Below are 25285 nucleotides of genomic sequence, written 5' to 3'. Positions count from 1 at the left end.
ATAATATGCAACCATAAGGTTGCATGTCAAGGCACAGGGCCACGAGGTAAGTACAACGCCCCAGCCCGATTCATACAAACGTTTGATCTAGCCTCTCACTTGCACAGCAGAAGCAGACGTTCCTGATTCGTGCAGTTCGTTCTGGGCGGCGCTCTGCGCGTGGCCGCTTGTTGCGGCGCTCCGCTGCCGCCTTCCGCACGTCGGGCGATGCACGCGCGCAGGTGCCTTTCTACGGGCGGATAGTATTGCCAGCCCTTGCCGAGATTCGGCAACTCCAGCTTGACCTGCTTCCATTTCGGATGCCCGTGCTCCTGAAGGTTGTCGAAGTTCTCGCAAAGCGAATCGGCGAAGCGGTTGAGATGGAAGACGGTGTCGCGCAGGCCATAGTCGTAAGTTACGAGAAACGCTTTCACGGTGAACGTGGGCACGTCTTCCTTGAGCCAGTTCGGGTAGCTCGACGTGCGGATCGTTGCGGGGAAATAGGCCTGCTGTGCCCGTGCCGTTTCGGGCGCGGAAGGGTCCACGCGCAGAATGCGCAGCTGCTGCAGCAAATCGGGGTTCATGTCGGTGAAGAGCTTGGCGGGTTGCCCGGCCACCACCACGGCCACGTCGATCTTCTTCACGATCAGCGCGGCGAGCGCGTCTTCGTTGCTGAAGTGCTGCACGTTCTGTTCGGGAATGGGTTGCCCGAACATCAGCCGGTACAACGTCGTGGCCGACTGCGCCGTGCCGCTGCCTATCAGTCCCACGCTGATGGTCTTGTCCTTGATCTCGTTGATGGTTCGCAACGGCGAGTCCGCGCGCACGAGGAAATGAATCTCCTCGTCGTAGAGCGGCATGATGAGCCGCAGCGGACGAATCGCGCTGCCCGCATCCGCGTTGCCCGCGTTCGCCATGTCGAGATACGCCTGATAGACGTCCGACTGCACGAGCGCGAGCTTCACGCCGGGCTCGTAGCGCATGCGCTGCACGTTTTCCGCCGACCCCTTCGAGGGCATCACCTCCAGATCGATGCCCGCGGGTTGCGCCACCCATTTCGACAGATCCTGACCGATCTGGATGTATGTGCCGCGCTCAGGGCCGGTCACGATCTTGTAGCGCGCCGGCGGCGTTGCGGCCAAAGAAGAAGCCGCGAACAAAGCCGCAAGCGTCAGTGCGAGCCATCGCCCGAGAAGTGTCTTCAGCATGGTTGTCCCCTCATCGTTCAGCGTGGAGCACGCGCGCGCCAAAGCGTGGAAGCGCGGAGCGCAAAGCGTGTTGAAACGGTCGTCGTTTCTTGCGGGGTGCGAGGTGCTGGTGGTGCGAATCGTCGCGGGGCGGCGCGTGCGATTACTGCGCAGGCGCGGTGCTGCCGGGCGGATTCGTCGCGTTGTTCGGCGGATGCTTCCAGCCCGATTCCACGATGGCGCGTTGCTGGGCGTCTATGTCGGCGGTGTCGGGCGGGCTGGCTGTGTTCGTTGTCGTGTCGGTCGTCGCTGTTCCCTTGGGTTCTGCACGTGCTGCATGCGCCGCCAGTGCCGGTGCGCTGGCTCCTGCGGCAGCGTGCGACGCCTGCTGTTGCGCAAGCGCTGGCCACGCCGACGCGACAATCGTGCGTTGCAACAGCGCCTTGGCGTCGTTGCTGCCGGAGTCGATGCTGAGCGCGGTGTTCGCGTATTCCCGCACGCAGGGCCACATACGTTTCTGCTCGCACTGGCGCGCGCTGCGCAGCGCCGCGTCGCGACGCACTTCGATCGTGGCGAGGTCACGCTGGAATTGCCGCACGTCTTCGCGTTTCGGTTCCATCGCGGCGGCAGCGTCGAGCGCAATGCGCGCATCGGTGAGATTGTTCGCGGCGAGGCTCGCGCGCGCCGCGCGCAGACTCTCGACGAGATTCGCAAACCGCGGAGCCTGCCTGGCTGAGTCCGCAGTGGCTGGCGGGGCGTTCGCGGTGTTCGTCGCCGGGGCACCGGACGGTGCGCTCTGCATGGACGGCGTGATGGAGCCCGTTGCAGTACGTGCGATATCGGCCGTATCCGACGGTCTGTCTGGATGATTGCCGGTGAGCAGGAGCACGCTCACGTAGACGAGCGTCAGCGCGGTAACGATCATCGCAGCGCGCATGAAGCCCCAACGCGATTTGCCGCGGGGCGTGGCGCCCGGGCTCTCCGGCGAGGCGAGGGCGTCGGCGTAGGGCGCGGCCGTGGGTGCGGCGGGGGCGAACGCTGCGTGTTGTGCCGGTTGCATCGCGGCGGCCGCAACGCTTGCCTGGGCGGCGGGTGTTGTTTCGCCTGGCCCGGCAAGCGGGTGATCGACGCCGCAATACGGGCAGAACGCGACGTGCTCGCGGAGCGCCGTGCCGCAGCGCCTGCATGATGGTGTGGGGGAACGCTGATGTCGGGCTGTCTGAGTGAACATGCGGTGGTCCTGACGGCGTTGGAGAACGACGTGAGGCATGCTCTGCATCGCGGCAGACGCGTGCGGTAACGCCTGCCGCTAAATCGCCTGCTGGCATCGCGATTGGCACCGCGATTGGCATCGGCACCCACGGTGCCGACGGGGATGGCCGCTCGAACAATATGTGAGGTTTATCGCAGAAGGTCAATCGCCGTTCTCACCTACAGTGTGGGCTCGACCGCTATTCCGGACGACGAAATGTGCCTTCTGCATAGCGCGCTTCGCAGCGAGCCATTTCTAATACGAACACGAACGGCTTCGATGAATGACGCGCAATGGTCCGATGAAACCGTGCTCGTGCGCCACTCATTCATCGTGCCGGGCATGACGAACGACGAGTTCGGCGAAGCCCGTGCGCGGATCGATTTCGCGCGAGAAACGGTGCTCGGGCAGCAGTGCGAGCAATATCTCCGCGGTGGTGCGAACGATGCAGCCAGGCGCCACGTGTCCACCGAAGACTTCGCCGCGAGCGTTCGCAACGGACATATGCAGATGCGGGCCATCTGGCGACAGCGAGCCCGCGAGCGTGAGAATTTCGAGATCGCCATGCAGTGCCGTGGCGTCTTGCGCGCCCGCGTATCGCAACTGCGCCACGCTGAGACTGCCCATGCCCTGAACGACGAACGCGGCCTGCAGACCGGCGTCGCGCAATGCGTGCTGAAGCGTGATACGAACGTCGTCGCCGGGTACGAGGCGTAACGGAGTAAGAGCAGAACTAAGAGGAAGGGCTTGCATCGTTCGGGTCCAGGTTGAAGGCGTGCAAATCGGGACGCAACACACACCGCTCCTCGCGGCGAATTTCGTCGGATATTTGAACACGTCATCACGCCACGAGTGACCGTCGCGCAGGCAAATGGCTTTCCTGTGACAAAACCGCGAAGCAGATAGAATTCGGCGGGCATCGATTGCATTCGTCATCGCTCGAGGCCGGTCTTGCTCACGGCTTCCTGTTTCCTCCATTCACCATGAAGGACCTTCGCATGAACGAACTGTCCGCGTTTCCCATTACGGCCAGATGGCCCGCACAACACCCCGATCGCATTCAGCTGTATTCGCTGCCCACGCCGAACGGCGTCAAGGTGTCGGTGATGCTCGAAGAAACCGGCTTGCCATACGAGCCGCAACTCGTGAGCTTCGAGAACAACGACCAGATGTCGCCGGAATTTCTCTCGCTCAATCCCAACAACAAGATTCCCGCCATCGTCGATCCCAATGGGCCAGCGGGCCGCCCGTTCGGTCTCTTCGAGTCGGGCGCAATCCTCATCTATCTCGCCGACAAGACGGGCCAGTTCATTCCGCAGGACGCTGAAGGCCGCTACGAGACCATTCAGTGGGTGATGTTTCAGATGGGCGGCATCGGCCCTATGTTCGGGCAGGTGGGCTTCTTCCACAAATTCGCGGGCAAGGCGTACGAGGACAAGCGTCCGCGCGAGCGCTACGTCGCCGAATCGCGCCGGCTGCTCGGCGTGCTCGAGCAACGCCTTGCGGGACGCGAGTGGATCATGGGCGACGCCTACACGATTGCCGACATGGCGACGTTCCCCTGGGTGCGTAACCTGGTGGGTTTCTACGAGGCAGGCGACCTTGTTGGTTTTCAGGACTTCCCGAACGTGCGACGCGTGCTGGATGTATTCGTCGCGCGGCCTGCGGTGCAGCGGGCGCTGGACATTCCGAAGCGCAGTTGAAGCGCAGGTGGCGGCAGCGAAGCGTGCTGCCAACGTGCCGCTAAAACAGAAGGCCGGGCATCTGCCCGGCCTTCTGTCGTTTTGCCGCCCGGTGCTTGCCGCTTGCAGCGGAGAAGCAGCGGAAGATCAGCTGAACAGCTTCATTGCCTGTAAGAGCGTGTTCACGACGCCCCACGCCAGCGGAATCAGCACATAGGCCCAGAAAAGCGCCATCAGGGCCTTGTTGGTGGGATGCGGCGCGGCCGTATTGCTCATGAAAGTCTCCTTGTTTGCGGTCTGTGCCGCGTGTGTCTGTGCGGCGTGCGTGTCTGCGTTTGTGCGTTCGCGTCGATCGATTAACGGTCCGCGGCGAGTTGCGCGTCGGTCATGTGATGCCGATCGTCCACACGCTTGACCAGCAGGTTGCAGATGAAGCCCACCACGAGCAGCACGGCCATGATGTGAACCGTCATCGTGTAGGCGTCGGCCTTCGCAACACCGTGCGCCACTTCATAGGCGCGGATGTAGTTGACGAGCACGGGGCCGGCCACACCCGCGGCCGCCCACGCCGTCAGCAGCCGGCCGTGAATACCGCCCACGAACGCGGTGCCGAACATGTCGGCGAGGTACGCGGGAACCGTGGAGAAGCCGCCGCCGTACATCGAGAGAATCACGCAGTAGGCCAGCACGAAGAGCGCGATGTTGCCGGAAGCCGCGAAGCCGGGCACGAAGTAGTAGAGCACCGCGCCCAGTACGAAGAAGATGAAGTAGGTGTTCTTGCGGCCCACCCAGTCGGAGGCCGAGGCCCACACGAAACGTCCGCCCATGTTGAAGAGCGACAGCAGACCCACGAAGCCCGCAGCGGCCGCAGCGGAGACGGTGTTCTTGAAGCTCTCCTGAATCATGACGGAAGCCTGGCCCAGAATGCCGATGCCCGCCGTCACGTTGAGGAACAGCACGAGCCAGATCAGATAGAACTGCGGCGTCTTCAGCGCCTGATCGATGTGCACGTGATTGCGCGTGATCATGCGGTGCGAGGTGTCCGGTGGCGTCCAGCCTTCGGGCTTCCAGCCGGTGGGCGGCACGCGGATGGCAAGCGCGCCGATCGACATCGAAATGAAATACGCGATGCCGAGCACGATGAACGTTTCAGCCACGCCCACGCTCGTGTCGCTCTTGAAGTGGTTCATCAGCGCGACGGAGAGCGGTGCAGCGATCATCGCGCCGCCGCCGAAGCCCATGATCGCCATGCCGGTGGCCATGCCGCGGCGGTCCGGGAACCAGCGGATCAGCGTCGAAACCGGCGACACGTAACCGAGCCCGAGGCCGATGCCGCCAATCACGCCATAGCCGAGGTAGAGCAGCACGATCTGATGCAGCCACACACCGATAGCCGAGACGATGAAGCCGCCGCCGAAGCAGCATGCTGCGGTGAACATGGTGCGGCGCGGGCCCACGTGTTCGAGCCACTTGCCGGCGAAGGCAGCGGAAAGGCCCAGAAACACGATGGCGAGCGAGAAGATCCAGCCGAGTGTGGTCAGCGACCAGTCACCCGGCGCCGATTGCGTAATACCGATCACCTTCGTGAGCGGTGCGTTGAACACTGAAAAAGCGTAGGCCTGGCCGATGCACAGGTGCACGGCAAGCGCGGCGGGGGGCACCATCCAGCGTGAAAAGCCGGGGCGGGCAACAGTGGCTTCTTTGGAAAAAAACGCGGGCGAGCCGGCCCGGCCTTCCGGCTCAGAGATGCTGCTCATGGGTGTCTCCTGTAGGTGTGTTCGTCTGGTTATCGGCTCTGTCGCGTTTTTTTGTAGGATTTAAGCGAGGCCGTAATGATGCGCCGACAACGATAGGACCCGGGCAGAGACTTGGCAATATGATACGAAAATGCATAAAAGCGACGGCAATTTGCCGTCTGGCGCCAGCTTGAGGTCGGGTTCGGGGTTCCCCTTATAGGGCCGCGCCATGCCGCACTGCAACGGTACGTATTGAGAAGCGCGCCCGGCGGGATAGGGGAAAGCCCGCTAAAAAGGGCGCGCGCCCAGATACTGAACAGATTAAGCGCTGGTCGAAAGCACCGTTCCGATGGCCCGCGCAACGTATTCGACGTTGCTTGCGTTCAGGCCGGCCACGCACATGCGGCCGGAGCGCAGCACATAAACGCCGTGTTCTTCGCGCAGGCGCAGCACCTGGGGTTCAGTGAGTCCCGTGTAGGTGAACATGCCGCGCTGCGCGAGGTAGCGTTGCCGCATGCGGTCGTCGGCGTGACCCTTCAGGCCTTCGTGAATGGCGTGACGCATGGCGATGATGCGCTCGCGCATGGACGCCAGTTCGCGTTCCCACGACTCGCGCCATTCGGGCGTACCCAGCACGGCGGCCACGATGCGCGCGCCATGCGTGGGCGGATTGCTGTAATTCGCTCGCACGGTGGCCGTGAGCTGACCTTGAACGTTGCGCGCGATATCCGCGGATTCGCAAACCACGCTCAAGCCGCCGCAACGCTCGCCGTAGAGCGAGAAATTCTTCGAAAACGAATTGGCGACCACGAGCGGCAGGCCCGCCGACGCCAGCATGCGGATGCACGCGGCGTCTTCGTCCAGACCCGCGCCGAAGCCTTGATACGCCATGTCGACGAACGGGATCAGCTTGCGCTCGCGCAGCACGGGCACGAGTTCGGCCCATTGATCGTCGGTCAGATCCACGCCTGTCGGGTTATGGCAGCACGCGTGGAGCAGCACGATGCTCTGCGCGGGCAGTGTCTTCACCGCTTCCAGCATGTCGCGAAAGCGCAGGCCGCCCGTGTTGTCGTCGTAGTAGGGATAGGTGTTGACGGTGAAGCCCGCGCCCTCGAATACGGCGCGATGGTTCTCCCAACTCGGGTCGCTGATCCACACCTGCGCGCCGGGGAAATAGCGCTTCAGAAAGTCGGCGCCGATTTTCAGGGCGCCGGAGCCGCCCAGCGTTTGAAGCGTCGCGATACGGCCGCTCTTGCGTGCCTCGTGCTCTGCGCCGAAGACAAGCGCCTGGGCGAGGTCGCGATATTGGACGTGGCCCGCCATCGGCAGATAGGGGCGCGGCGTGATGTTGCCGAGCAGCGCGGCTTCGGCCTTGCCGGTGGCCGCCATGACGGGCAGCTTGCCCGCATCGTCGAAATAGATGCCGATGCTCAGATTGACCTTGTTCTGCCGCGGGTCGTGCTGAAAATCTTCGTTCAGGCTCAGGATCGGATCGCCGGGATAGGCGGGAATGTGTTCGAACATGACGTCTCCTCGATACGAAACAGTGCGGGCCGATGGGGCGGCGTCGCTGCGCCGCATCGGCTTCATTCAATTGGGACGGTGCGCTGCAACCTGATCGAAGGCGCGCTCATTTAGGCGGCAGCGACCGCACGAATTCGAGCGCCCCGTCGATCAGTTTGCGGCGCAACGCGTCTTTGCCATAGGCCTCCGGCGCGGCCCAGACCCAGCCCGGCATGACGCGGCCTTGCGAGATCATGGGCGCAATGCCCGGCGTTTTCAGCGCCCAGCCCTCGTTGCCTTTGCCGAGGCGTACCAGCATGCCGTCCAGTCGAGCCCCGCACAGCAGGTTGCCGTACAGCATCCACACCCAGCCGCCGAACATGGCCTTTTCAGTGAGCCCGGGCAGCGCGCCCAGTTCTTCGCTCAAGAGTGTCTCGAGACCTCGGTCGCGCGCCATGACGTCTGCCTGACAGGGAAGGGTGGTGGAATGGGGGCAACGTGATGATATCGCGCGGCCCGTTCAGCCTGCAGCCAGCCACTCGCTCACGGTCTGGTTGAACGCTTGCGCGTTGTCCACCATGACCCAGTGCCCCGCGCGAATCGCGCACACCTTGCTGCCGGGCTGTGCAGCCAGCGCCTCGGCCCATTGCGGCGAGTGAAACATGAACGGTTTGCGCGTGCCGTAAACGAACAGCATGGGGCACGCGGGCGCGAGCTTCATCATGTTGCGAAACGAGCCGTGGGCGCCGGTCCACTGGATGAAGTACGGGTAGTCCATGTGCGAGCCGATGAAGGCCGCGTCGGATGGCACGCGCAGCAGCCGCGCCATGTACTTCGTCATGCGATCGGCGATTCCGCCACCGACTCGCCACGCAATTGCAAGCCACACCTGGTAGCCCACGATCATGGCCTTGCTCTTCACCGTGAGCGAGTTCAGATACTGCCGCGAGGCCGCGTCGCCCACATCGATGCCGATGATCTTTGCCACGCGCTCGGGGTGGCGCATACAGAACTGATAGCCGAACACGCAGCCCCAGTCGTGCAGCATCATGATGGCCTTGCCATCGCCACAGGTGCGCTCCACGATGTGGCGGATGGTCTCGACGATTTCATCGAGCGAGAACGCCCTGCGCGGCTTCGCGATATCGAAGCCCGGCAGCGTGAAGCGCACGCAGCGGTAGCGTGTCTTGAAGTGCTCGGCCTGACGGTCCCACAGGCGATACGTGTCCGGCCAGCCGTGGATCATCACGATGGTCTCGCGGCTCGACGCTTCCGCGCTTTCCCCGTTCCCTTCGCTTTCGACGATCACATCGATGCCGTCTATGACAAGCGTTTCCTTCACGGCGTGTGCTCCCTGATGTTGTTGGTTGTTATGCGGTCCGCTTCGCGCGGCACCGTTGTTTTTAGCTGCCTTTGTTCTTGTGGCCGGCCATGCTCGCGCCGCGTTCCTCCAGCATCGCGCGCAGCACGGAGCGGTGACAGCGCGATTCGTCTTCGCAATAGCAGCCAAGCGAGAAGTTGGTTTGATGCGAGAGCGCTGCGAGCATGTCGAGCAGCCGCGACGAGTCGCCCTTGTTCATTTCGGCGCGAAAGTGCTTCACGAAGGCGGCCCACGTCTTCGCGTCGCCATTGGCCTGGGCCGCCTGGGCCTGCTTCACGAGGTCGGGTTCGGGCGAAAGCTGCGGCAACCACACGTCGTAGTAGTCGCGGCTCGCAAACTCGTCCTTCGGCACGCCGCGCGGTGGCCGACGCACGGTGCCAAGACGCAGACCTTCATCGGCCTCGCGTGGCTCGCCGAGTCTTACGATGCGTATTGCCATCGGGAATCCTCCTTTCGTTTCTATAGCAAGAGTAGCCGCAGGTCATCCGCCGTGCCGCGGCTCTCGAAAACGGGCGTTACGAATGTCGATAGATTCGCTATCGACCTCAATCGGGAAATGCCCTATTCGTGCCATATTGTGCGGCCGTCGGCAGAGAGCGTGACTATTTGAGGCGTTGCTGCCGGCTCAGAGACGCACCTCGGCACCGCGAATCAAACGCGGATACCACGGATCGGAGAGGTCCATCTGTTGCCACGCTATACGATACGGCCGTGGGCTGCGCTCGGGACGCAGCGCCGCTGGCAGCAGCGCTGCAATCACGGAAAGCGAGAGGCGCTCGATCAGCGCATGAGGCCCCACGTGGAATTCGTCGACTACCCAGGCATCGCCATTGTTTTCCCGGTGCGCGCAGATGGCTTCGATCCGGCCCACACGCTTGCCATCCTGCGTACGAACCGTGCGTCCCACCATGAGTTCGATGTTCACGAGCGTCATTCGCCTTTCCCCGGCAAACGTACGAGACGCCGGGCAACCCAGCGCTGCCATGCGAGCAGTGGCGTCTCGTTCACGTCGATGTCGATCGCGACGTCAAGGTCTACCGACGTGATCTGCGACCATGGAATGCGGCAACGGCCTGCGTCGCGAGCGCGGCGGAACCGGTTCACGAGCCACGTCACCCAGCGCCCCATACGTGGACCGACGCGATACGCGAGCACGGCCGGACCCGCTTCGAGCGCAACGAGCCGCGGCGGCCCGTCTTCGCGCAGTTCCACGACGATGCCGTCCACGCGGCCCGTGTTGACGCCGTTGCGATCGATCAGTTGCTTGTCGAGCAGATCGCGCACCAGTTCCATCACGACCCTCCGAGAATTTCGAGCGGCAGTGTCACCACGGCCAGCACGAACGAAAGCGAAACGATCAGGATGACGGAAAGATTCGCGACGATACCGTTGGCGTGCTTACCCACATAGCTTGTGTCGTTCATCAGCACCAGAAACGGAAACACGCTGAACGGCAGGCTTACGGCGGTGAGCGCCATCGAGACGATGGTGACCTTCAGCGGATCGGCACCGCACACAATGGGCAGCGCAGCGAGCAGCAGCGACACCGTATAGGTCAGGCTGAATCCAGCGTTGTCGCGCGGCTTAGCATCTTCGCTCCATCGCCAGCCGAACGCTTGCGCGAGCATGTAGGCCTGCTGCAACGCGATCTCGAGCGTCGCGCCGAACGACGCGATGGCAAGCGACAGCACCAGCAGCACGAAGCCGGCCGTGCCTAGCGTGGGCACCAGCAGAAGCGGCAACTGGTTGTAGTCCTCCACTTGCTGCACGCCTTGAGGCATCAGCACGGCGCCTGCCACGATCAGTACCGCAAGCGCGATCGTGCCTCCAAAGCCCATACCGAACGCCGAGATGGCGCGGTTGGCGCCGAGCATACGGCGGTCCCATTTGTCCTCGATCGCGCCCGACGAATAGAAGAGGAACAGCGAGGGCGTGATGGAAGCGCCCAGCATGCTGACGGCGATGAACCAGTAATTGGCTGGATCGTGTGGTGGTTGGCGGGGCACTAACCCCGCGGCGACGGCGTGCCAGTCGGGTCGCGCAAACAACGCCGCGACAATGAAACAGCACGTCACGAGTCCGAGCAGCGAGACCCCTTTCTCGATCAGGCCGAATGTGCCTTTCCACAACAGCAGCCAGGCGAGCGCGGCGACCGGCAGCGCCCACCATCGGTAACTAATGGACGTGGCGAGTTCCAGCGCGATGCAGACGCCCCCGATCTCGGCCACCAGCACCAGCAGATTGACGAGCAGCGTCGCCGTGAGCGGCCACAAGAACAGCTTGAAGCCAAAACGGTCGCGCATGCCGTCGGCGATCGTATGACCGCTGACCGCGGCGAAGCGGCCCGCCATTTCGGCGAGAAACGCGATGCAGAGCGTGCCCAGCACGAGCGCCCAACCCAGCCGATACCCGAAGCCTGCGCCTGCTTGTGCCGACGTGGACATGGATCCCATCTCGAGGAATCCGCCCACACTCGTCACCACGCCGAGCGATATCTGGAGCAATTTCTTCATCGCTGTACCGGAAGGTCGAGAGACCGGCTAGAGGCCGCGTGCCGCGGCGGGTCGCGCGCTGGCGTCGTCGAGCATCGCTTTTGCACGCGCGATGCCACTACGGTCGTGTGCTGTGACGGCGGCATCGGCCTCGGCCAGCGAGCGGATGATTTGCGTGGCCCGCGCGCTCACTTGGACCGCTTGCGGATCACCGTGATGAAACGACGTCTGGATGTCGTCGGCCGTTGTGGCGATGTTGCGTGACAGCGTGCGCAATGCGTTGTGCACGTAGAAGTCGGGTACGTCGCCGTGCAGCGACGCACCGAGCACGAGCGACGCCGAGCGCGCGAACGAAAGTACTGTGCGCAGCTGCCACGATTGCTGCTGCTGTTGTGGCAGTTCGCCGCTGCGGGCGCCGCTCACGAGCGCGATGCACGTCATCAGCAGGCAGACCCGGCAAAGACGATTCGGTGGCGGCATGGTGGGCAGAGCGATATGACGTTGCGTCGCATGGGCGCGAGCATCCTGTGTGCCTGCCTTATCTGGTGGTGGGTATGTGTGTTGCGGCGCTCCCGCATCTATCTCCGGATCGCGGCAGCACGATTTCGCCTTCGTTGGGGGGGATGCCTTGAGACAGGCGGCATGAACTGCCGCCACCCCCACGCCTCAAACCACCCCCGGCACCAGCGCCTTCACCCGCCGCGCGTACTCGTCATACGCGGTGCCGAACTGCTCGCGCATGAAGCGTTCTTCCACGATGATGCGGTGCACGATCGCGATCAGGACCAGGGCGAAGGCCAGCACCGCGCGCCATTGGCCGATGGCGAGTCCGGTGCCGGCAAACGCCAGCGCGAGGCCGGTATAGATGGGATGGCGAACCAGCCGGTACGGGCCGCCCGTGATGAGTTCGTGATCGGCCTTGACGGTGACCACGCCGCTCCAGTTGCGTCCCAGGTAGACCCGCGCCCACACGGTGAACAGCAACCCGGCCACGGTCAGCACCGCGCCCACTATCCACCACGCCTGCCACTGCGACGCCGGCAGGAAGCGCGCCATGAGCGCCGGCACCCCCACGTGCCGTGCGGTCAACAGTGCGGCCGCGACGAACAGCAGCGCCACGTTGGCCAAACGCGGCAGCGCGGCCTGGCGTCGGACGTTCGCCTTGACGTTGCGCGCCAGCGCGAACCAGGTCGCGAGCCAGGCGGCCCAGAGGGTGGGAAAGAAGGCTGAATAGAATGCGCTCAAGTTCAATTTCGGCTCCCGGCCGGACAAGCGCAGTCGTTGCCCGGCATGCAGTGACATGACTCGAAGATGCAACTCTGGAGAGGCCCGGCGCCGATCGGCAGGGCGCGCCTGGGTTCTACGCTGGCGTTGACGAACGACGAGGAGGCCGGACGCGAGCGCGTCCGATGATATCGCAGCGCAGTGAGAACGGGACGAGCGAGGTTTCGTCCCGGGCAGAAGCTTGATGGTCCTAATGCAAATGCCGCAGCTTGTCCGGATTGCGCACCACGTAAATGGCCACCACCTTGCCGTCTTCGATTTCGAGTGCCGTGGTCTGCAATTCGCCGTCGGCTTCCAGCGTGACGAAACCGGGCAGCCCGTTGATGAAGCCCGTGCGCACGAGCGTCGAGCCATGCTTTCGGAACAGGTCGGCCAGATGCATGTGCACCTTCATCACCTTGTCGAAGCCGAGCACGGGTTTGCCCGCCGCGGGCCGCTTGCCGCCGCCGTCCGCGTGGATGCTCACGTCCGCGGCGAGCATGGCGCCCAGGGCGCTCATGTCGCCACTGCGCGAGGCGGCGAAAAAAGCTTCGGCAATTTCGAGCCCACGCGCTTTTTCCACGCGAAAGCGCGGCCGCGCTTCGCGCACGTGCGCGCGAGCCCGGGCCGCGAGCTGGCGGCACGCGGCGGGCTCGCGCTGAATCGTGCCTGCCACCTCGTCGAAATCGAGACCGAATACATCGTGCAGCAGGAACGCCGCGCGTTCGAGCGGCGAGAGGCGCTCCAGCGCGAGCATCAGCGGCAACGTGACGTCCTCCTGCTCGTCGTCTTCCACGACAGGCTCGGGCAGCCACGGGCCGATGTACGTTTCGCGCTGGTGCCGCGCAGACTTCAACTGATCGAGGCACATGCGCGTCACCATGCGGCGCAGGAATGCTTCGGGCACGCGTACCTCGCTGCGGTCCACGTGCATCCAGCGGATGAACGCGTCCTGCACGATGTCCTCGGCGTCCGCGACCGAACCCAGCATGCGGTACGCCACGCGGATCAGCGTGTGCCGCAGCGGGTCGAAGTCTGCTGCGGCGTCGGTCGCGTCGTGGCCTGTCATCCCGCCACCGCTCGCGCACGGGCCTTCGCCGCCGCTGGATCGACCCACAGGCCGAAGCCGACTGCGAGGCGGTTCCAGCCGTTGATCACGTTGATCATGACCGTGAGCTTCACCTGTTCCTCCTCGCTAAAGTGTTCGTTGAGCGCCGCGCGCGCGTGTTCGAGCGCCGGACCTTCGGAGAGCCGCGTGAGCGCCTCGGTCCAGCCGAGCGCTGCGCGTTCGCGGTCGCTGTAGCAGGGCGCCTCGCGCCAGGCCGACAGCAGGTAGAGGCGTTGTTCGGTCTCGCCTCGCTCGCGGGCATCGGCCGTGTGCATGTTAAGGCAGTTCGCGCAGCCGTTGATCTGCGAGGCGCGCACCTCGACAAGTGCGACGAGGCCGGGCTCAAGGCTGCCGGCTGCGGCGAGCGAGGTGCTCATCCAGGACTTCATCAGCGCGGGGGCGGCGGCGAACGGGTCGAGTCTGGCAGTCATGGTTCCATCTCCTTTCGTGGGGGTTCCCTGACATGACGAGATGGACGACGGCCCGTGTGACATCGGGCCAAAAAATTTTTTGGGGGACGGCCTCAGGCCCGCTCGGGCAAGGCTGGCTGGGCCAGTCTAAGCGCCCGGTGTTTCGCGGGCACGCGTCGTGAACGCGTTCCATGCCGCGAGGGAGTCCATGTAATCGCGCCAGTGCGCGATCTTGCGGTTTTCGATCGTAGCGATCGAGCAGAACCGGTTGTCGTATGCGACGCCGGTCGCGAGAATCGTGCCGTGCACTTCGTATTCGAGCACGACCACGCGGTTGTCATGGGTCTTGTGTACGACGAGTTCGTCGGCGCAATGAAGCGCGACGTTGTCGCTGTAGGCCCTGAACCGCGTCATCAAATCGGCGCGTCCTTCAATGATGCGAGGCCAGCCGGGAAAGTCGTAAAGCACCTCATAGACGATGTCGTGCGCGACGATGTCGAAGAAATGCTGGCCGTCGACCAGGTCGCCAAGCGCGCGTCGAACCAGATCGAAGTAGGGCTGGGCGGCATCGTAGACGGCGTATTCGGAAGCGGACATGAAGGCTCCTGGTGCCTGGCACCTGATAGCTGGCAACGTAGCTCGCGCACTATACCTTGCAGAGCGCGAGGCGCGTGTGACGCCAGTGACGCGAGCGCGGGCCATGCATCGGCGCGCAGTTTTCTATCATGGCGAGCGCGCCGCCGCGATTCGATTACCTGCTTCGATCACCTGCTTCGATTACCTGGCAGGCAATGACCGCGCCTCGATGCGGCGGATGAGCCGGCCCGTCCACGTGCGCAGCATCGTGTTCGAGGGCGCCACGAGCGTGGAGCGCGTCACGATGCCATACACCTGGCTGCGCGGAATTTTCGAGACCTTCGCCGGGTCGAGCCACGCGTCGTTGCTCACGAGCAGCAGCAGCGTTTCGAGACCGATGAGAATGGGCCACAGGCAGGCAAGGCGCAGCCGCAGCTGAAACGCGGGAATGGCGAGTGTGTATTCGATGGCGTCGCGGTACAGGTCCAGCGTTGTGCCGACCAGTTCGAGCATGAGCGGCCGCGCGCGCCGCGAGGCATCGGGCAGCAACAGCTCTTGCGGCGTCAGGCCATGGCGCGCCAGCATCGACGCCGGCAGATAACAGCGGCCAATGCGCAGGTCTTTGCCGCAATCGCGCAGCACGTTGGTCATCTGCAGGGCCTTGCCGAAGCGCACGCCGCGTTGCAGCGTGGCCGTGCGCTCGCCCTTGAGCACGCCGGGCAGATGCGCGTACGTCATGCGCGTCCAGAACTCGCCCACGCAACCGGCGACGAGGTAGGTGTAGTGGTCCAGTGCGTCCGGCTCGCCGAGCGCGGCGATCTGCCCGGAGCGTTCGTCCGGGAACGTGCGCAGATCGAATTCCATGCCTTGCGTGAGCGTCGTGACGATGTCGCGCACGGCGGCACGGTCCGTTTCGTCCAGTTGCCTGAGCACGGCAAGCGCGGGGGCCACGGATTCGAGCAGCGTCTTTTCGTCGGACTGGGTTTGCTGCGCGCCCACTTCAGTGGCGAGTCGTTGCGTGAACGCGGCTTCGCTCTCCTGCGCACCGTCGCTCGTGCCGTTCACGTGGGCGCGCAGCGCGAGCAGCAGCGCAAGCCGTTGCTCGGGTGGAATCAGCGAGGTGTCGGCAATCGTGTCGGCAGCTCGCGCCAGCAGATACGCGAGCCCGACGGGATCGCGCATGCCTGCCGGCAACACGCGCAGCGTGAGGTAGAAGGAACGCGAGACACCTTTGAGCAGCGGGCCGAGCAGAAACTCCCGGGAAGCAGGGCGCATGGATGGGTTCGAATGGTGATGGAAGGGACAGCCGGCAAACCAAGCCGGAATTGTATCCGCGCGCGAGGGTTTCTATCGGTGTGGCTGGTTGGGTGGCGTAATGGAGCTTGCCTCGTGGCGGATGGCCAGGCGCAAGACGCAGACACAAGACGTAGACGCAAGACGCGCCGAGACGCGTTTCGCTACGGCCCGCCCACCGAGTCGTTCGTACACACCACCGAGGGATCCGCCCACGCTGCCCGATCGCCGGCCTGTCCGCCCGAGCGCGACGTGACCACGAGCCGCAACGTATCGCGCCCGGAGATGTCGACGCGCACCGTCTTCGGCGGCGTGGCAGCGGTAAGCGGACCGCTGTCGTAGAGCAGCACGTTGTCGGCCCAGACCTGGAACGTTGCGCGGCTCGTGGCGGGCGCATGGCTGTCGAGTCCGATGTCGCTCTGAAACGAGCGGCACTGCCGGCCGAGCCGGTAGACGATCTGGGCGGGGACGCTGACGGCGATGCCGTCGCGATACGCCACGCCGCCCGCCTCAATCGCGGCGGCGGGCCGCGCGCCCGCAGGAAGATGGCGCCGCGCCGTGGCAGGCGGCCATACCTTCACGCCAACCTCGCTATCCGGCGCATTCGCCGCCGCGCCTGCGCGCGTGGCCATCCAGATCCACGGCTGCGCGGCGAGCGGCCCCGTCACGGCAACGGGATCGCGTCCATCGAGCCGGATGAGTCGCGCGCCCGTGGCCGGCACCGTGACGCTTACGCCGCCGTTTGTGATCGTCAGCGGCGTGCCTGTCAGCAGATCCCACGCCTTTTGCGGCTCATTCAGACCGATACCCGCGAATCGCACGGCCGCCTGTACGGGCGACGCGCCGCGGTTGAAGAGCGACACCGCGCGCGTGCCGCTTTGCACGAGCGGTTTCGTCCAGACCTGCACGGCGCCGGTGCTGTCGGCTTGATCGAGCACAGCAGGCAGGGCGAGCGCGTCCTGATTCACGGCGATGACACCGGGGTTCGTGAGCAACGCGCGCGTGGCGTCGCTTTGCGTGCGTACGTCGTTGCCCGCGTTCAGCGGGCTCGACATGATGGCCCACATGATGAAGTGCGCCGCGTCCTGATCGGCGCTCAGCGTGTGGCCCACTTCGAGCATGTCGAGATCGTTGAAATAGCCTGGCACGGCCCACGCCACGTCGGCAGCGGCGATATCGACAATCGACTCCACCGACGCAAACCGTTCCGTGATGTCCTGCGAAATGCGCGACGTGTCCGCGTAGGCGGGCGCGTAGAACGCGCCGTCGTCGGCGAACCGCGTGCGCAGCGTGCGGTTGTAGCTGTACGGATTGATGCTCAGATACATGGGCCGCCCCGTTGCGGCGATGCCCGCCCGCATGGCGGCGAACGTGCTGAGCTGGCCGCCGCAGAGGTCGAGCTTGATGTAGTCGACACCCCAATCCGCGAAGGTCTGGGCATCGACGCGCTCGTGCCCGAGGCTTCCCGCCTTCGCGCCTTGCGGCCAGCCTGGGGGATGCCGGTCGGTGGTCATGCCCGCGCACGTGCTCACGTTGCCCGACGTGTACAGCCCGAATTTCAGGCCCTTGCTATGGACGTAGCGCGCGAGGGCGGCGATGCCGCCTGGGAACGCGTGCGCATCCGCATAGAGCTTGCCGGTCTTCGGATCGCGGCCGCCTACCCAGCAGTCGTCCACGGTGACGTAGCGGTACCCCGCCGCGGCCATGCCGTTGGACGCCATCGCGTCGGCCACCGCGCGGATCGTCTTTTCGTCGACGCGGCACGAGAACGCGTTCCACGAGTTCCAGCCCATTGGCGGCAACGCATAGCGCACGGGCGCCGTGGCTACGCCTCGATCGGGCGTGCCAGCGGAAACAGCGCCACCGTCATGGCCCAACGTGCTGCATGCGGCGAGCAGTGCGGCCAGCACCACGCCGAAAGCACGCATGACGACGTGCATTGCGAGCGTCGAATCACCATGAACCGATGTGAAACGTTTGCGCATACGTTGTTCTCCTTGGCTTCATGGCGTGAACGCAATGGGCGCCACCCCGTGAGCAAGCTTCACGCCCATGTCGCGAACCATCAAAAACGATAGAACGGCACGTCGTTTGCTGAATAAGAGACATCCGTTTCAATTCAGGGACAAGACCATGAAACGACTTCTTTTCGTCAGCGTCTGGGCCGCGGCGTTGCTGGCTGCGCCGCTTTCGGGATGCACGCTGGGCGGCGCGGCCGCCGGCGGCTACGTGGGCCACGAGGCGACGCACGGCAGCACCGTAGGTACGGTAGGCGGCGCGGTGGCAGGCGGCATCATCGGACACGAACTCGGCAAGTAGCCTGCGCTGTCTGCCTGCAGTGCACAACGCATGGAGGCGGCCCAAAAAGGGCCGCATTTCATTTCGATCTACTCATCGCGCTCCCCTCCACCATCGCATCACAGGGATTCCCCGCATTCTGTATACGGAACGGCGGCCGTTAACGCAGATGTCGATCACGTTATCGTGCGTGCGCAGGTTCCGCCTCAGCCTTCCGTTAGAGCAGGCAGCCTGTTTGCCAACGCGCTGTTCTCGCCATGCCGGACGTCACCAGAACGCAGTTGTCGGAAGCCATTGTCGAACTCGTCAACTGCGGCGTGTTCTCGGTGGATCGCGACATGCGCGTGCTTTCGTGGAACCGCTTCATGGAGTACCACAGCGGACGGCTTTGCGACGACGTGCTGGGGCAGGACCTCTTTGCGCTGTTCCCCGACCTGCCGCGCCGCTGGCTCACGAAGAAAGTGGAAAGCGTGTTCGCGCTGGGCGTGTCGATGTTTTCGTCGTGGGAGCACCGGCCGTATCTGTTTCGCTTCGAGCATTCGCGTCCCATTACGGGAACGATCGACGCCATGCGCCAGAACTGCAGCTTCGTTCCCATCGACGACGGAAGCGGAGCCGTAATCGCCGTGGGCGTGACCATCGTGGATGCAACGGACATCTGCATGGCGTATGGCGAGTTGCAGGAGCGCGAAAAGATGGCGACGAACATGCTTGCGGAACTGACGCAACGCAACGCGCAGCTTTCGGCGCTGAACGACGAGCTGGCGCAGGCGCATCAGCAGTTGCTGCAGTCCGAGAAGCTCGCGGCCATCGGTCAGCTTGCCGCGGGCATCGCGCACGAGATCAACAACCCCGTGGGGTTCGTGCTCTCGAACCTGAACACGCTCTCGGGCTACCTCGCCACGTTGACGCGTTACGTGGAAGACGTGGGCGCGGCGGTGGCGCGCAGCGGCGACGCCGGTTTGAAGTCCGCCGTGGCTGCGCTCGAAAAGCAGGCGGACCTGGGCTACGTGCGCGACGACGCGCCGGCGCTGGTGGCGGAATCGAAGGACGGGCTCGCGCGCGTGCGCGACATCGTGGTGGATCTGCGCGATTTTTCGCGCGTGGACAGTGCGCATCAGTGGGAATGGGTGGACATTCACCGCTGCATCGAATCCACGCTGAACATCGTGCACAACGAGGTCAAGTATCTGGCCGAACTCGTGCGCGAGTACGGCGAGGTGCCGCAGGTGCATTGCATTCCGTCGCAGATCAATCAGGTGGTGCTGAATCTGGTGGTGAACGCTGCGCAATCGTACGCGGGGCTGCATGGCGATGGTGCGCGCCGCGAAGGCCGGCGCGGCACGATCACTATTCGCACCGGCTACGAAGCGAATGAGGGGCGCGGCGTGCCTTTCGTGTGGTTCGAAATTGAGGACGCCGGCTGCGGAATCGCACCGGAGAACCTGAAGCGCATTTTCGATCCGTTCTTCACGACCAAGCCCGTTGGCACGGGCACGGGGCTCGGGCTCTCGGTGAGCTACGGCATCGTGAACGCGCATCACGGACGGATCACGGTAACAAGCGAACGCGGCGTGGGCACCACGTTCCGCGTTGCGCTGCCGGTGGACGGCGCGGCGGACGCCGCGTTGCCGGCAACAGGCTGATGAGGAGGTGGTATGGCTTTACCCGTAATCGTTGCGGACGATTCGATGCTCGCTCGCAAGTTGTTGATCAAGTCCTTGCCCGACGACTGGGACGTGGAAATCGCGCAGGCGTCCAACGGCGCCGAAGCGCTGGACCTGTACCGCGCCGGCAAGGGCGCCGTGATTTTTCTGGACTTGACCATGCCCGTCATGGATGGCTTCACGGTGCTCGAAAGCATTCGCCACGAAGGCATGGACACGTTCGTCATCGTGGTATCCGCCGACATTCAGTCCGGCGCGGTGGAGCGCGTGAAGGCGCTGGGTGCGATCGGTTTCGTGCCGAAGCCGGTTTCGACCGATCGCATCGTGCCGATTTTGAGGGGGTACGGGCTCTATGAATGAACTGTTTCTCAACGAAGAGCACCGCGACGCGCTCCAGGAAATCTCCAACATCGGCATGGGCAAGGCCGGTGCCGCGCTGGCGGAGTTGCTGGGGGCGTTCGTTACGCTGTCGGTCCCCGACATCAAGCTGGTGAGCGCAGACCAGTTGCGCGCCGAGCTGATTGCCGCGGAACAGGCGAAAGACGTGCCGCCGCCCGTGCGTCAGTCGTTTCAGTCCGACATTTCGGGCGAGGCCATCGTGCTGTTCGGGCGCGACGGCCGCCGCGAACTCAAGGAGCTGATGGGCTACGAGGACGTGTCGAGCGATATAGAGAGCGAAGTGCTGGCCGACATTGCGAGCCTGCTGGTGGGCGCGTGCGTGTGCAGCGTGTTCGAGCAACTGGGCCGGAGGCTGTCGTTTTCGCGGCCCACGTTCGTGCTGCCCGATGGACTCGTGCGCGCGCTCGGCGAACAGCACCTGGGCCGCTGGGACGTGGCGCTCCTGCTCGAAGTGCATTTCACGCTGGAACGCGGCGGCTTTGTGGCGAAGCTCGTGATGCTGTTGCCCGATGCGGCCATCCAGAAGATGAAGTCCGCGCTCGAACAGTTTCTTGCGGCGCTGTGAAGAGACTCGGAGAACAAGACCACGATGGGGGCGCTCATGACGGCGTATGAAGACAACGTGCACGACGTTTCGGCATCTTCCGTGGCGGGGCCTTTGGTGGCCGCGCAGCCTGCAGCCACTGAAGAAGCGGGCGCAGGCACGGACGCCGCCCGCGTAGAGGCGGTTCTCGTCGACGACAACACGCCTTGCGTGCTGCTCGTGGACGACGAGCCCGGCGTGCTCTCCGCGCTGCGCCGGCTGTTGCGGCCCACGGGCTACCGAGTGTTCACCGCCGAGAGCGCCGCCGCGGCGCTGGAACTGCTTGCGTCCGTGGAAGTGGACGTCGTGGTATCCGACATGCGCATGCCAAACATGAACGGCGCCGAGTTTCTCGCTGCCGTGAAGGCGCTGTATCCCGACACTGTGCGCATCCTGCTCACGGGATATTCCGAACTGGACTCCGCGGTGCATGCCATCAACGAAGGCGGCGTGTATCACTATCTCAACAAGCCTTGGGACGACCAGGAACTATTGCTGACGCTGCGTAACGCCGTCGAGCAGCGCGCGTTGCAGCGCGAGGCCGCACGGCTCACGGAACTCACGCGGCAGCAGAACGAGGCGCTGCGCGAATTCAATACGGAACTGGAAGTACAGGTTCACGCGCGAACCGAGGAAATTCGGCAGACGGTGCTCTTTCTCGAAGACGCGCAGCACGACCTGAAGAACAACTTCGCGACCATGGTGCAGGTGTGCGCGAACATGATCGAGCTGCGCTGCGGCGCCGTGGCGGGACAGTCCACGCGCGTGGCCGATCTCGCGAAGCAGATCGCGCTTGCGCTGGGCATGAGCGGCTTGCAGGCACAGGACGTGTTCTACGCCGGCCTGCTGCACGGCATCGGCAAACTCGCGCTGCCCGACGAACTGCTGCGCAAGTCGCTGGACCGCCTTTCGCCGGAAGAACTGCAACTCTTCTATCAGCACCCGCTGCGGGCGCAGATGGTGCTCACGCCCGTGACGCAGCTCGCGCACGTCGCGCAGATCATCCGGCAGCAGTACGAGCGGTACAACGGCCGCGGCGTGCCGGATGGCCTGATTGGCGAAGACATCGTGACGGGTGCGCGCATTCTGGCGTTGGCCCGCGACTTCGAGGGTCTGTGCAGCGGCGGCCTCGTGAAAGACCACGTCACGCCGCAAAAGGCCGCGGCGATGATCCGCTCGCAGTCCGGGCTGCGTTACGACCCGCTCGTGGTGGAGCGTTTCTTCTCGGTGCTGGAGGAACGGGCGAAGCAGGCGGGCGGCGACCCGCTGGAGCAGATTCAGAGCGGACAGTTACGCGAGGGTATGCGGCTTGCCGACGACCTGCGCACCGGCCGCGGCGTACTGCTGATGACGAGGGGGAGCGTGGTGAACGCGCATCAGATCGAACAGATCAGGCGCTTCGAAGCGCAGGAAGACAAGCCTTTCACGATCGTGGTTTATCGGCCCGCGTGAAAGTCGAAGGACCGACGGGCCGTGCGTGACTGCGCGGCCCTTGCGCGATTCAGCGCATTGGGTGCGGCGGCGCGGCGTCCGTGCTGTCCGCTGTTGCAGCAGAGGACTGGGACGTCGCAACGGCGCCGTTGCTCTGCACCGTCGCTTGTTCCGTCTTCGCTGCGCACACCGCATCGGCGAAACGCTGCAGCGCCGTGAGCGAGCCACACACGCTGTGGTAGCTCTGTTGTCCGATCTGCGCATCGAGCAGCACTTGCATGCCGGCTTTTCGTGCGAGTTCGAGAATGTCCATGAACCGGCTCCCTTGGGCGTCTACGTGTCGTGCACACGCCTGTAATTGGCTTATAGGGTCTGCTCAGTTTGCCTTGCGTGGCTGACGTGGCCGCGCGACAAGGTTGCTTGCGCGTTTGCCATGCCTCGTTAACACCTGGCGCTGCGCCGGTATTCCAGCAGACTGCATGAATCGAGCATAGGGCCGCATACCGCGTGCCGATCCAGTGAACAGTGGGCAATAGACAACCTATTTCAGGCCCTGGATGGGGAACGCGGTGGTGGAAAGAATTTCCTTCAACACCATGAACGTGCGTATCTGGCGCACGCCGGGCAGGTAAAGCAGTTGTTCGGCGTGGAGGCGGTTGAAGCTGTCGCTGTCTTTCGTGCGCACCAGCATGAAATAGTCGAATTCGCCGGTGACCACGTGGCACTCCATGCAGCCGGCCACTTTTTGGGCGGCCTTCTCGAAGTCCGCGAACGACTCGGGCGTGGAACGGTCCAGCACCACGCCGATCACCACCAGCATGCCCGCGCCCAGCGCTTTCGGGTCCAGCAGCGCCACGACGCCGCGAATGAGCCCCGCCGCCTTGAGCCGCTCCACGCGGCGCAGGCAGGCCGGCGCGCTGAGGTTCACGGTGGCCGCGAGGCTCACGTTGGAGATGGACGCATCGCGCTGCAACACGCGCAGGATGGCGCGGTCGATGCGATCGAGTTCGACCGCGGGCGCCGCGGTGTCTGCGCCGCGTGGCACGGCAGTGGCGGCGGTGGTCCGGCGGCGCATGGTGGCCGTGCGGCGCGACGAAGAGGCGCGCAATTTCGTTGTCGGCATAAAGACTCCCGTGCAATTTCGTTAAGCAAAGTTGCCCACTACGCTGTGCAAAGTAGGGCAACGTTATTTTTTTCGCAAGCTCATTTCCGCGCGGCTTTTCTAAGATGAACGCTCTGTGCCGGCGTTGGCGCAACCGCCTCTGCGTCACACGCATCCCCTTCCTCACTCGTCATCACTCGCTTACGCATTGGAGCCTCGCGATGAACCTCAAGCGCTTCCCCCGCTATCCGCTCACGTTCGGCCCCACGCCGATCCAGCCGCTCAAGCGGCTATCCGACCATCTGGGCGGCAAGGTCGAGCTGTACGCCAAGCGCGAAGACTGCAACAGCGGCCTTGCGTTCGGGGGCAACAAGACCCGCAAGCTCGAATATCTGATTCCCGAAGCGCTGGCGCAGGGCTGCGACACGCTCGTTTCCATCGGCGGCATCCAGTCGAACCAGACGCGCCAGGTGGCGGCGGTCGCCGCGCATCTGGGCATGAAGTGCGTGCTCGTGCAGGAAAACTGGGTGAACTACTACGACGCCGTGTATGACCGCGTCGGCAACATCCAGATGTCGCGCATCATGGGCGCCGACGTGCGGCTCGTGCCGGACGGCTTCGACATCGGCTTTCGGCGCAGTTGGGAAGACGCGCTGGAGAGCGTGCGCGCCGCGGGCGGCAAGCCTTACGCGATTCCCGCGGGCTGCTCGGACCATCCGCTAGGCGGGCTCGGTTTCGTAGGCTTTGCCGAGGAAGTACGTCAGCAGGAAGCCGAACTGGGCTTCAAGTTCGACTACGTGGTGGTGTGTTCGGTAACGGGCAGCACGCAGGCGGGCATGGTCGTGGGCTTCGCAGCGGACGGCCGCGCGGACCGCGTGATTGGCATCGACGCTTCGGCGAAGCCCGAGAAAACGCGCGAACAGATCACGCGTATCGCGAAGCAAACGGCTGAAGCCGTGGACCTGGGCCGCGACATCACCGAACGCGACGTGGTGCTCGACGAGCGCTTCGGCGGTCCCGAATACGGGCTGCCGAACGAAGGCACGCTGGAGGCGATCCGGCTGTGCGCGCGCATGGAAGGCATGCTGACCGACCCTGTCTACGAGGGCAAATCGATGCACGGCATGATCGAGCGCGTGCGAAACGGCGAATTCCCGGCAGGGTCGAAGGTGCTTTACGCGCACCTGGGCGGCGTGCCGGCGCTCAATGCCTACAGCTTCCTGTTCCGCGAGGGTTGAGCGGCGGCATCGCGCAAGACATGGGCGACGTCGCGAGCTATTCGGTCGCCCACGTCGCCAGTGTTTCTATCGTGTTCATGTTGCGCGCCGTTCCTGCGCTCGCAGCCGGAATTTTCAGCTTCGAGCGTGCCATGCCGCTGCCGTAGTGCACGAAGATCTCGCGCGTGCCGAGCGCGATCTCTTCGTCCTGCTGACCGGTTACCCGTGACAGCGCGTCCGCGGCCGGCGGGGCATCGAGGAAGATGGCCACGGTCCGGTTCGGGGCGGCCGCTTTGAACGGGTTCCCGGCCAGCACGGCCATCAGTTCCGGGCCGGTGCGGATCAGCACACCCACCGGCTTGCCGGCATAAGCTTGCAGCCCGCTTTCTATCCGCGCCTTCACCGTCGCTTCCGCGAGCCGGCTTTCGAACACCACGTTGCCGCTCGCAATGTAGGTGCGCACGTTGGTCAAGCCAACGGATTCGCAGATCGCCCGCAAGTCGGACATCGGCAGCTTGCCGGTACCGCCGACATTCACGGCGCGCAGCAGCGCCACGTATCGCGTCGTCATCGTCCACCTCGGTTTGTCGGTTTTTGCCCACACGTTGGTTCGGACCGGCTGGCCCATCCATCGGACCACCCATCGGCCCGCGTACCGACCGGAGCGGCCCGTGCGGCATCGTGACGCGATTCTCGCCGATTCTGCAAAGGTCCCATCCGGATCCA

Annotated in this window: 29 protein-coding genes; 7 read left to right on the top strand and 22 right to left on the bottom strand. The window is 64.3% G+C overall.

Going from position 1 to position 25285, the window contains the following annotated elements:
• Window positions 1-95 precede the first annotated feature (95 nt).
• The 3 genes from PKKP23_RS00990 to PKKP23_RS00980 all read right to left on the bottom strand — a co-directional run bounded on the left by PKKP23_RS00990 (window position 96) and on the right by PKKP23_RS00980 (window position 3171).
• Window positions 96-1187, bottom strand: coding sequence for a TAXI family TRAP transporter solute-binding subunit (locus PKKP23_RS00990; protein WP_126875453.1), 1092 nt, complete (start codon window positions 1185-1187; stop codon window positions 96-98).
• A 142-nt stretch (window positions 1188-1329) separates the two neighbouring features.
• A complete protein-coding gene (locus tag PKKP23_RS00985; protein ID WP_126875452.1) occupies window positions 1330-2397 on the bottom strand; it encodes a zinc ribbon domain-containing protein in 1068 nt (355 codons plus the stop codon).
• 345 nt (window positions 2398-2742) lie between these two features.
• On the bottom strand, window positions 2743-3171 hold the full coding sequence (locus PKKP23_RS00980; RefSeq protein WP_126875451.1) for a PPC domain-containing DNA-binding protein: 429 nt from the start codon (window positions 3169-3171) through the stop codon (window positions 2743-2745).
• A 245-nt stretch (window positions 3172-3416) separates the two neighbouring features.
• Between PKKP23_RS00980 and PKKP23_RS00975 the strand changes: the two genes are divergently transcribed.
• On the top strand, window positions 3417-4121 hold the full coding sequence (locus PKKP23_RS00975; protein WP_126875450.1) for a glutathione S-transferase N-terminal domain-containing protein: 705 nt from the start codon (window positions 3417-3419) through the stop codon (window positions 4119-4121).
• Window positions 4122-4247: 126 nt separating this feature from the next.
• On the opposite strand, the gene PKKP23_RS00970 is transcribed toward PKKP23_RS00975, so the two are convergent.
• From PKKP23_RS00970 to PKKP23_RS00895, 16 genes are all read right to left on the bottom strand, one after another.
• Window positions 4248-4376, bottom strand: coding sequence for an MFS transporter small subunit (locus PKKP23_RS00970; protein WP_017774035.1), 129 nt, complete (start codon window positions 4374-4376; stop codon window positions 4248-4250).
• A gap of 80 nt (window positions 4377-4456) precedes the next feature.
• Window positions 4457-5857: an L-lactate MFS transporter gene (locus PKKP23_RS00965; protein ID WP_017774034.1), complete on the bottom strand. Its 1401-nt coding sequence runs from the start codon at window positions 5855-5857 to the stop codon at window positions 4457-4459.
• A gap of 300 nt (window positions 5858-6157) precedes the next feature.
• Complete coding sequence (locus tag PKKP23_RS00960; protein ID WP_126875449.1) at window positions 6158-7360, bottom strand: amino acid aminotransferase; 1203 nt, start codon at window positions 7358-7360, stop codon at window positions 6158-6160.
• 106 nt (window positions 7361-7466) lie between these two features.
• Window positions 7467-7796, bottom strand: a complete 330-nt coding sequence (locus tag PKKP23_RS00955; RefSeq protein WP_017774032.1) for a hypothetical protein — start codon at window positions 7794-7796, stop codon at window positions 7467-7469.
• A 63-nt stretch (window positions 7797-7859) separates the two neighbouring features.
• Window positions 7860-8681 (bottom strand): alpha/beta fold hydrolase, encoded by an 822-nt coding sequence (locus PKKP23_RS00950; protein WP_126875448.1) that lies wholly within the window; start codon window positions 8679-8681, stop codon window positions 7860-7862.
• 61 nt (window positions 8682-8742) lie between these two features.
• Window positions 8743-9159, bottom strand: a complete 417-nt coding sequence (locus PKKP23_RS00945) for a DUF488 domain-containing protein (RefSeq protein WP_042300758.1) — start codon at window positions 9157-9159, stop codon at window positions 8743-8745.
• Between the two features lie 186 nt (window positions 9160-9345).
• Window positions 9346-9654, bottom strand: a complete 309-nt coding sequence (locus tag PKKP23_RS00940) for a hypothetical protein (RefSeq protein WP_126875447.1) — start codon at window positions 9652-9654, stop codon at window positions 9346-9348.
• The gene (locus PKKP23_RS00935; RefSeq protein ID WP_126875446.1) at window positions 9651-10013 is read right to left on the bottom strand and encodes a hypothetical protein; all 363 of its coding nucleotides are present in this window, start codon (window positions 10011-10013) and stop codon (window positions 9651-9653) included. The genes PKKP23_RS00940 and PKKP23_RS00935 overlap by 4 nt, the downstream gene beginning before the upstream one ends.
• Entirely contained in the window at window positions 10013-11233 is a 1221-nt protein-coding gene (locus PKKP23_RS00930; RefSeq protein ID WP_126875445.1) for an NRAMP family divalent metal transporter, read from the bottom strand. Before PKKP23_RS00930 ends, PKKP23_RS00935 begins: the two co-directional genes overlap by 1 nt.
• A 27-nt stretch (window positions 11234-11260) precedes the next feature.
• Window positions 11261-11692 carry a hypothetical protein gene (locus tag PKKP23_RS00925; protein WP_126875444.1) on the bottom strand — a complete coding sequence of 144 codons (432 nt, stop codon included), beginning with the start codon at window positions 11690-11692 and terminating at the stop codon, window positions 11261-11263.
• Window positions 11693-11878: 186 nt separating this feature from the next.
• Window positions 11879-12457, bottom strand: a complete 579-nt coding sequence (locus PKKP23_RS00920) for a methyltransferase family protein (RefSeq protein WP_205702989.1) — start codon at window positions 12455-12457, stop codon at window positions 11879-11881.
• Window positions 12458-12686: 229 nt separating this feature from the next.
• On the bottom strand, window positions 12687-13544 hold the full coding sequence (locus PKKP23_RS00915; RefSeq protein WP_017774024.1) for a sigma-70 family RNA polymerase sigma factor: 858 nt from the start codon (window positions 13542-13544) through the stop codon (window positions 12687-12689).
• Window positions 13541-14014 carry a carboxymuconolactone decarboxylase family protein gene (locus PKKP23_RS00910; RefSeq protein ID WP_126875442.1) on the bottom strand — a complete coding sequence of 158 codons (474 nt, stop codon included), beginning with the start codon at window positions 14012-14014 and terminating at the stop codon, window positions 13541-13543. Before PKKP23_RS00910 ends, PKKP23_RS00915 begins: the two co-directional genes overlap by 4 nt.
• A 126-nt stretch (window positions 14015-14140) precedes the next feature.
• On the bottom strand, window positions 14141-14590 hold the full coding sequence (locus tag PKKP23_RS00905) for a nuclear transport factor 2 family protein (RefSeq protein WP_126875441.1): 450 nt from the start codon (window positions 14588-14590) through the stop codon (window positions 14141-14143).
• A 180-nt stretch (window positions 14591-14770) separates the two neighbouring features.
• Window positions 14771-15844 (bottom strand): phytoene/squalene synthase family protein, encoded by a 1074-nt coding sequence (locus PKKP23_RS00900; protein ID WP_126875440.1) that lies wholly within the window; start codon window positions 15842-15844, stop codon window positions 14771-14773.
• A gap of 182 nt (window positions 15845-16026) precedes the next feature.
• Entirely contained in the window at window positions 16027-17847 is a 1821-nt protein-coding gene (locus tag PKKP23_RS00895; RefSeq protein ID WP_126875439.1) for an NPCBM/NEW2 domain-containing protein, read from the bottom strand.
• 148 nt (window positions 17848-17995) lie between these two features.
• Between PKKP23_RS00895 and PKKP23_RS00890 the strand changes: the two genes are divergently transcribed.
• From PKKP23_RS00890 to nosR, 5 genes are all read left to right on the top strand, one after another.
• Complete coding sequence (locus PKKP23_RS00890; RefSeq protein ID WP_026121287.1) at window positions 17996-18181, top strand: glycine zipper 2TM domain-containing protein; 186 nt, start codon at window positions 17996-17998, stop codon at window positions 18179-18181.
• A gap of 236 nt (window positions 18182-18417) precedes the next feature.
• Window positions 18418-19806, top strand: a complete 1389-nt coding sequence (locus PKKP23_RS00885) for an ATP-binding protein (RefSeq protein ID WP_126875438.1) — start codon at window positions 18418-18420, stop codon at window positions 19804-19806.
• A 12-nt stretch (window positions 19807-19818) separates the two neighbouring features.
• A complete protein-coding gene (locus PKKP23_RS00880; protein ID WP_017774017.1) occupies window positions 19819-20187 on the top strand; it encodes a response regulator in 369 nt (122 codons plus the stop codon).
• A complete protein-coding gene (locus PKKP23_RS00875; RefSeq protein WP_017774016.1) occupies window positions 20180-20791 on the top strand; it encodes a chemotaxis protein CheC in 612 nt (203 codons plus the stop codon). The genes PKKP23_RS00880 and PKKP23_RS00875 overlap by 8 nt, the downstream gene beginning before the upstream one ends.
• A 36-nt stretch (window positions 20792-20827) precedes the next feature.
• Complete coding sequence (gene nosR / locus PKKP23_RS00870; protein ID WP_240658668.1) at window positions 20828-22261, top strand: response regulator c-di-GMP phosphodiesterase, NosR family; 1434 nt, start codon at window positions 20828-20830, stop codon at window positions 22259-22261.
• A gap of 49 nt (window positions 22262-22310) precedes the next feature.
• Here the strand turns inward: nosR and PKKP23_RS33955 are convergent, their stop codons facing one another.
• Together PKKP23_RS33955 and PKKP23_RS00860 are read right to left on the bottom strand one after the other, a co-directional pair.
• Window positions 22311-22553 (bottom strand): hypothetical protein, encoded by a 243-nt coding sequence (locus PKKP23_RS33955; protein ID WP_126875436.1) that lies wholly within the window; start codon window positions 22551-22553, stop codon window positions 22311-22313.
• Between the two features lie 228 nt (window positions 22554-22781).
• Window positions 22782-23315, bottom strand: coding sequence for an Lrp/AsnC family transcriptional regulator (locus PKKP23_RS00860; RefSeq protein WP_126875621.1), 534 nt, complete (start codon window positions 23313-23315; stop codon window positions 22782-22784).
• Window positions 23316-23563: 248 nt separating this feature from the next.
• On the opposite strand from PKKP23_RS00860, the gene PKKP23_RS00855 reads away from it, so the two are divergent.
• Window positions 23564-24580 (top strand): 1-aminocyclopropane-1-carboxylate deaminase, encoded by a 1017-nt coding sequence (locus PKKP23_RS00855; RefSeq protein WP_017774012.1) that lies wholly within the window; start codon window positions 23564-23566, stop codon window positions 24578-24580.
• A 37-nt stretch (window positions 24581-24617) separates the two neighbouring features.
• Here the strand turns inward: PKKP23_RS00855 and PKKP23_RS00850 are convergent, their stop codons facing one another.
• Window positions 24618-25130 carry a DUF1697 domain-containing protein gene (locus PKKP23_RS00850; protein WP_017774011.1) on the bottom strand — a complete coding sequence of 171 codons (513 nt, stop codon included), beginning with the start codon at window positions 25128-25130 and terminating at the stop codon, window positions 24618-24620.
• Between the last annotated feature and the right edge of the window lie 155 nt (window positions 25131-25285).

Origin of the sequence: Paraburkholderia kururiensis JCM 10599 = LMG 19447 (assembly GCF_003986935.1) — a bacterium.
Classification (GTDB): domain Bacteria; phylum Pseudomonadota; class Gammaproteobacteria; order Burkholderiales; family Burkholderiaceae; genus Paraburkholderia; species Paraburkholderia kururiensis.
Note: the sequence above shows the minus strand (reverse complement) of the source record. Positions and strands in the feature narration are given on the sequence as shown.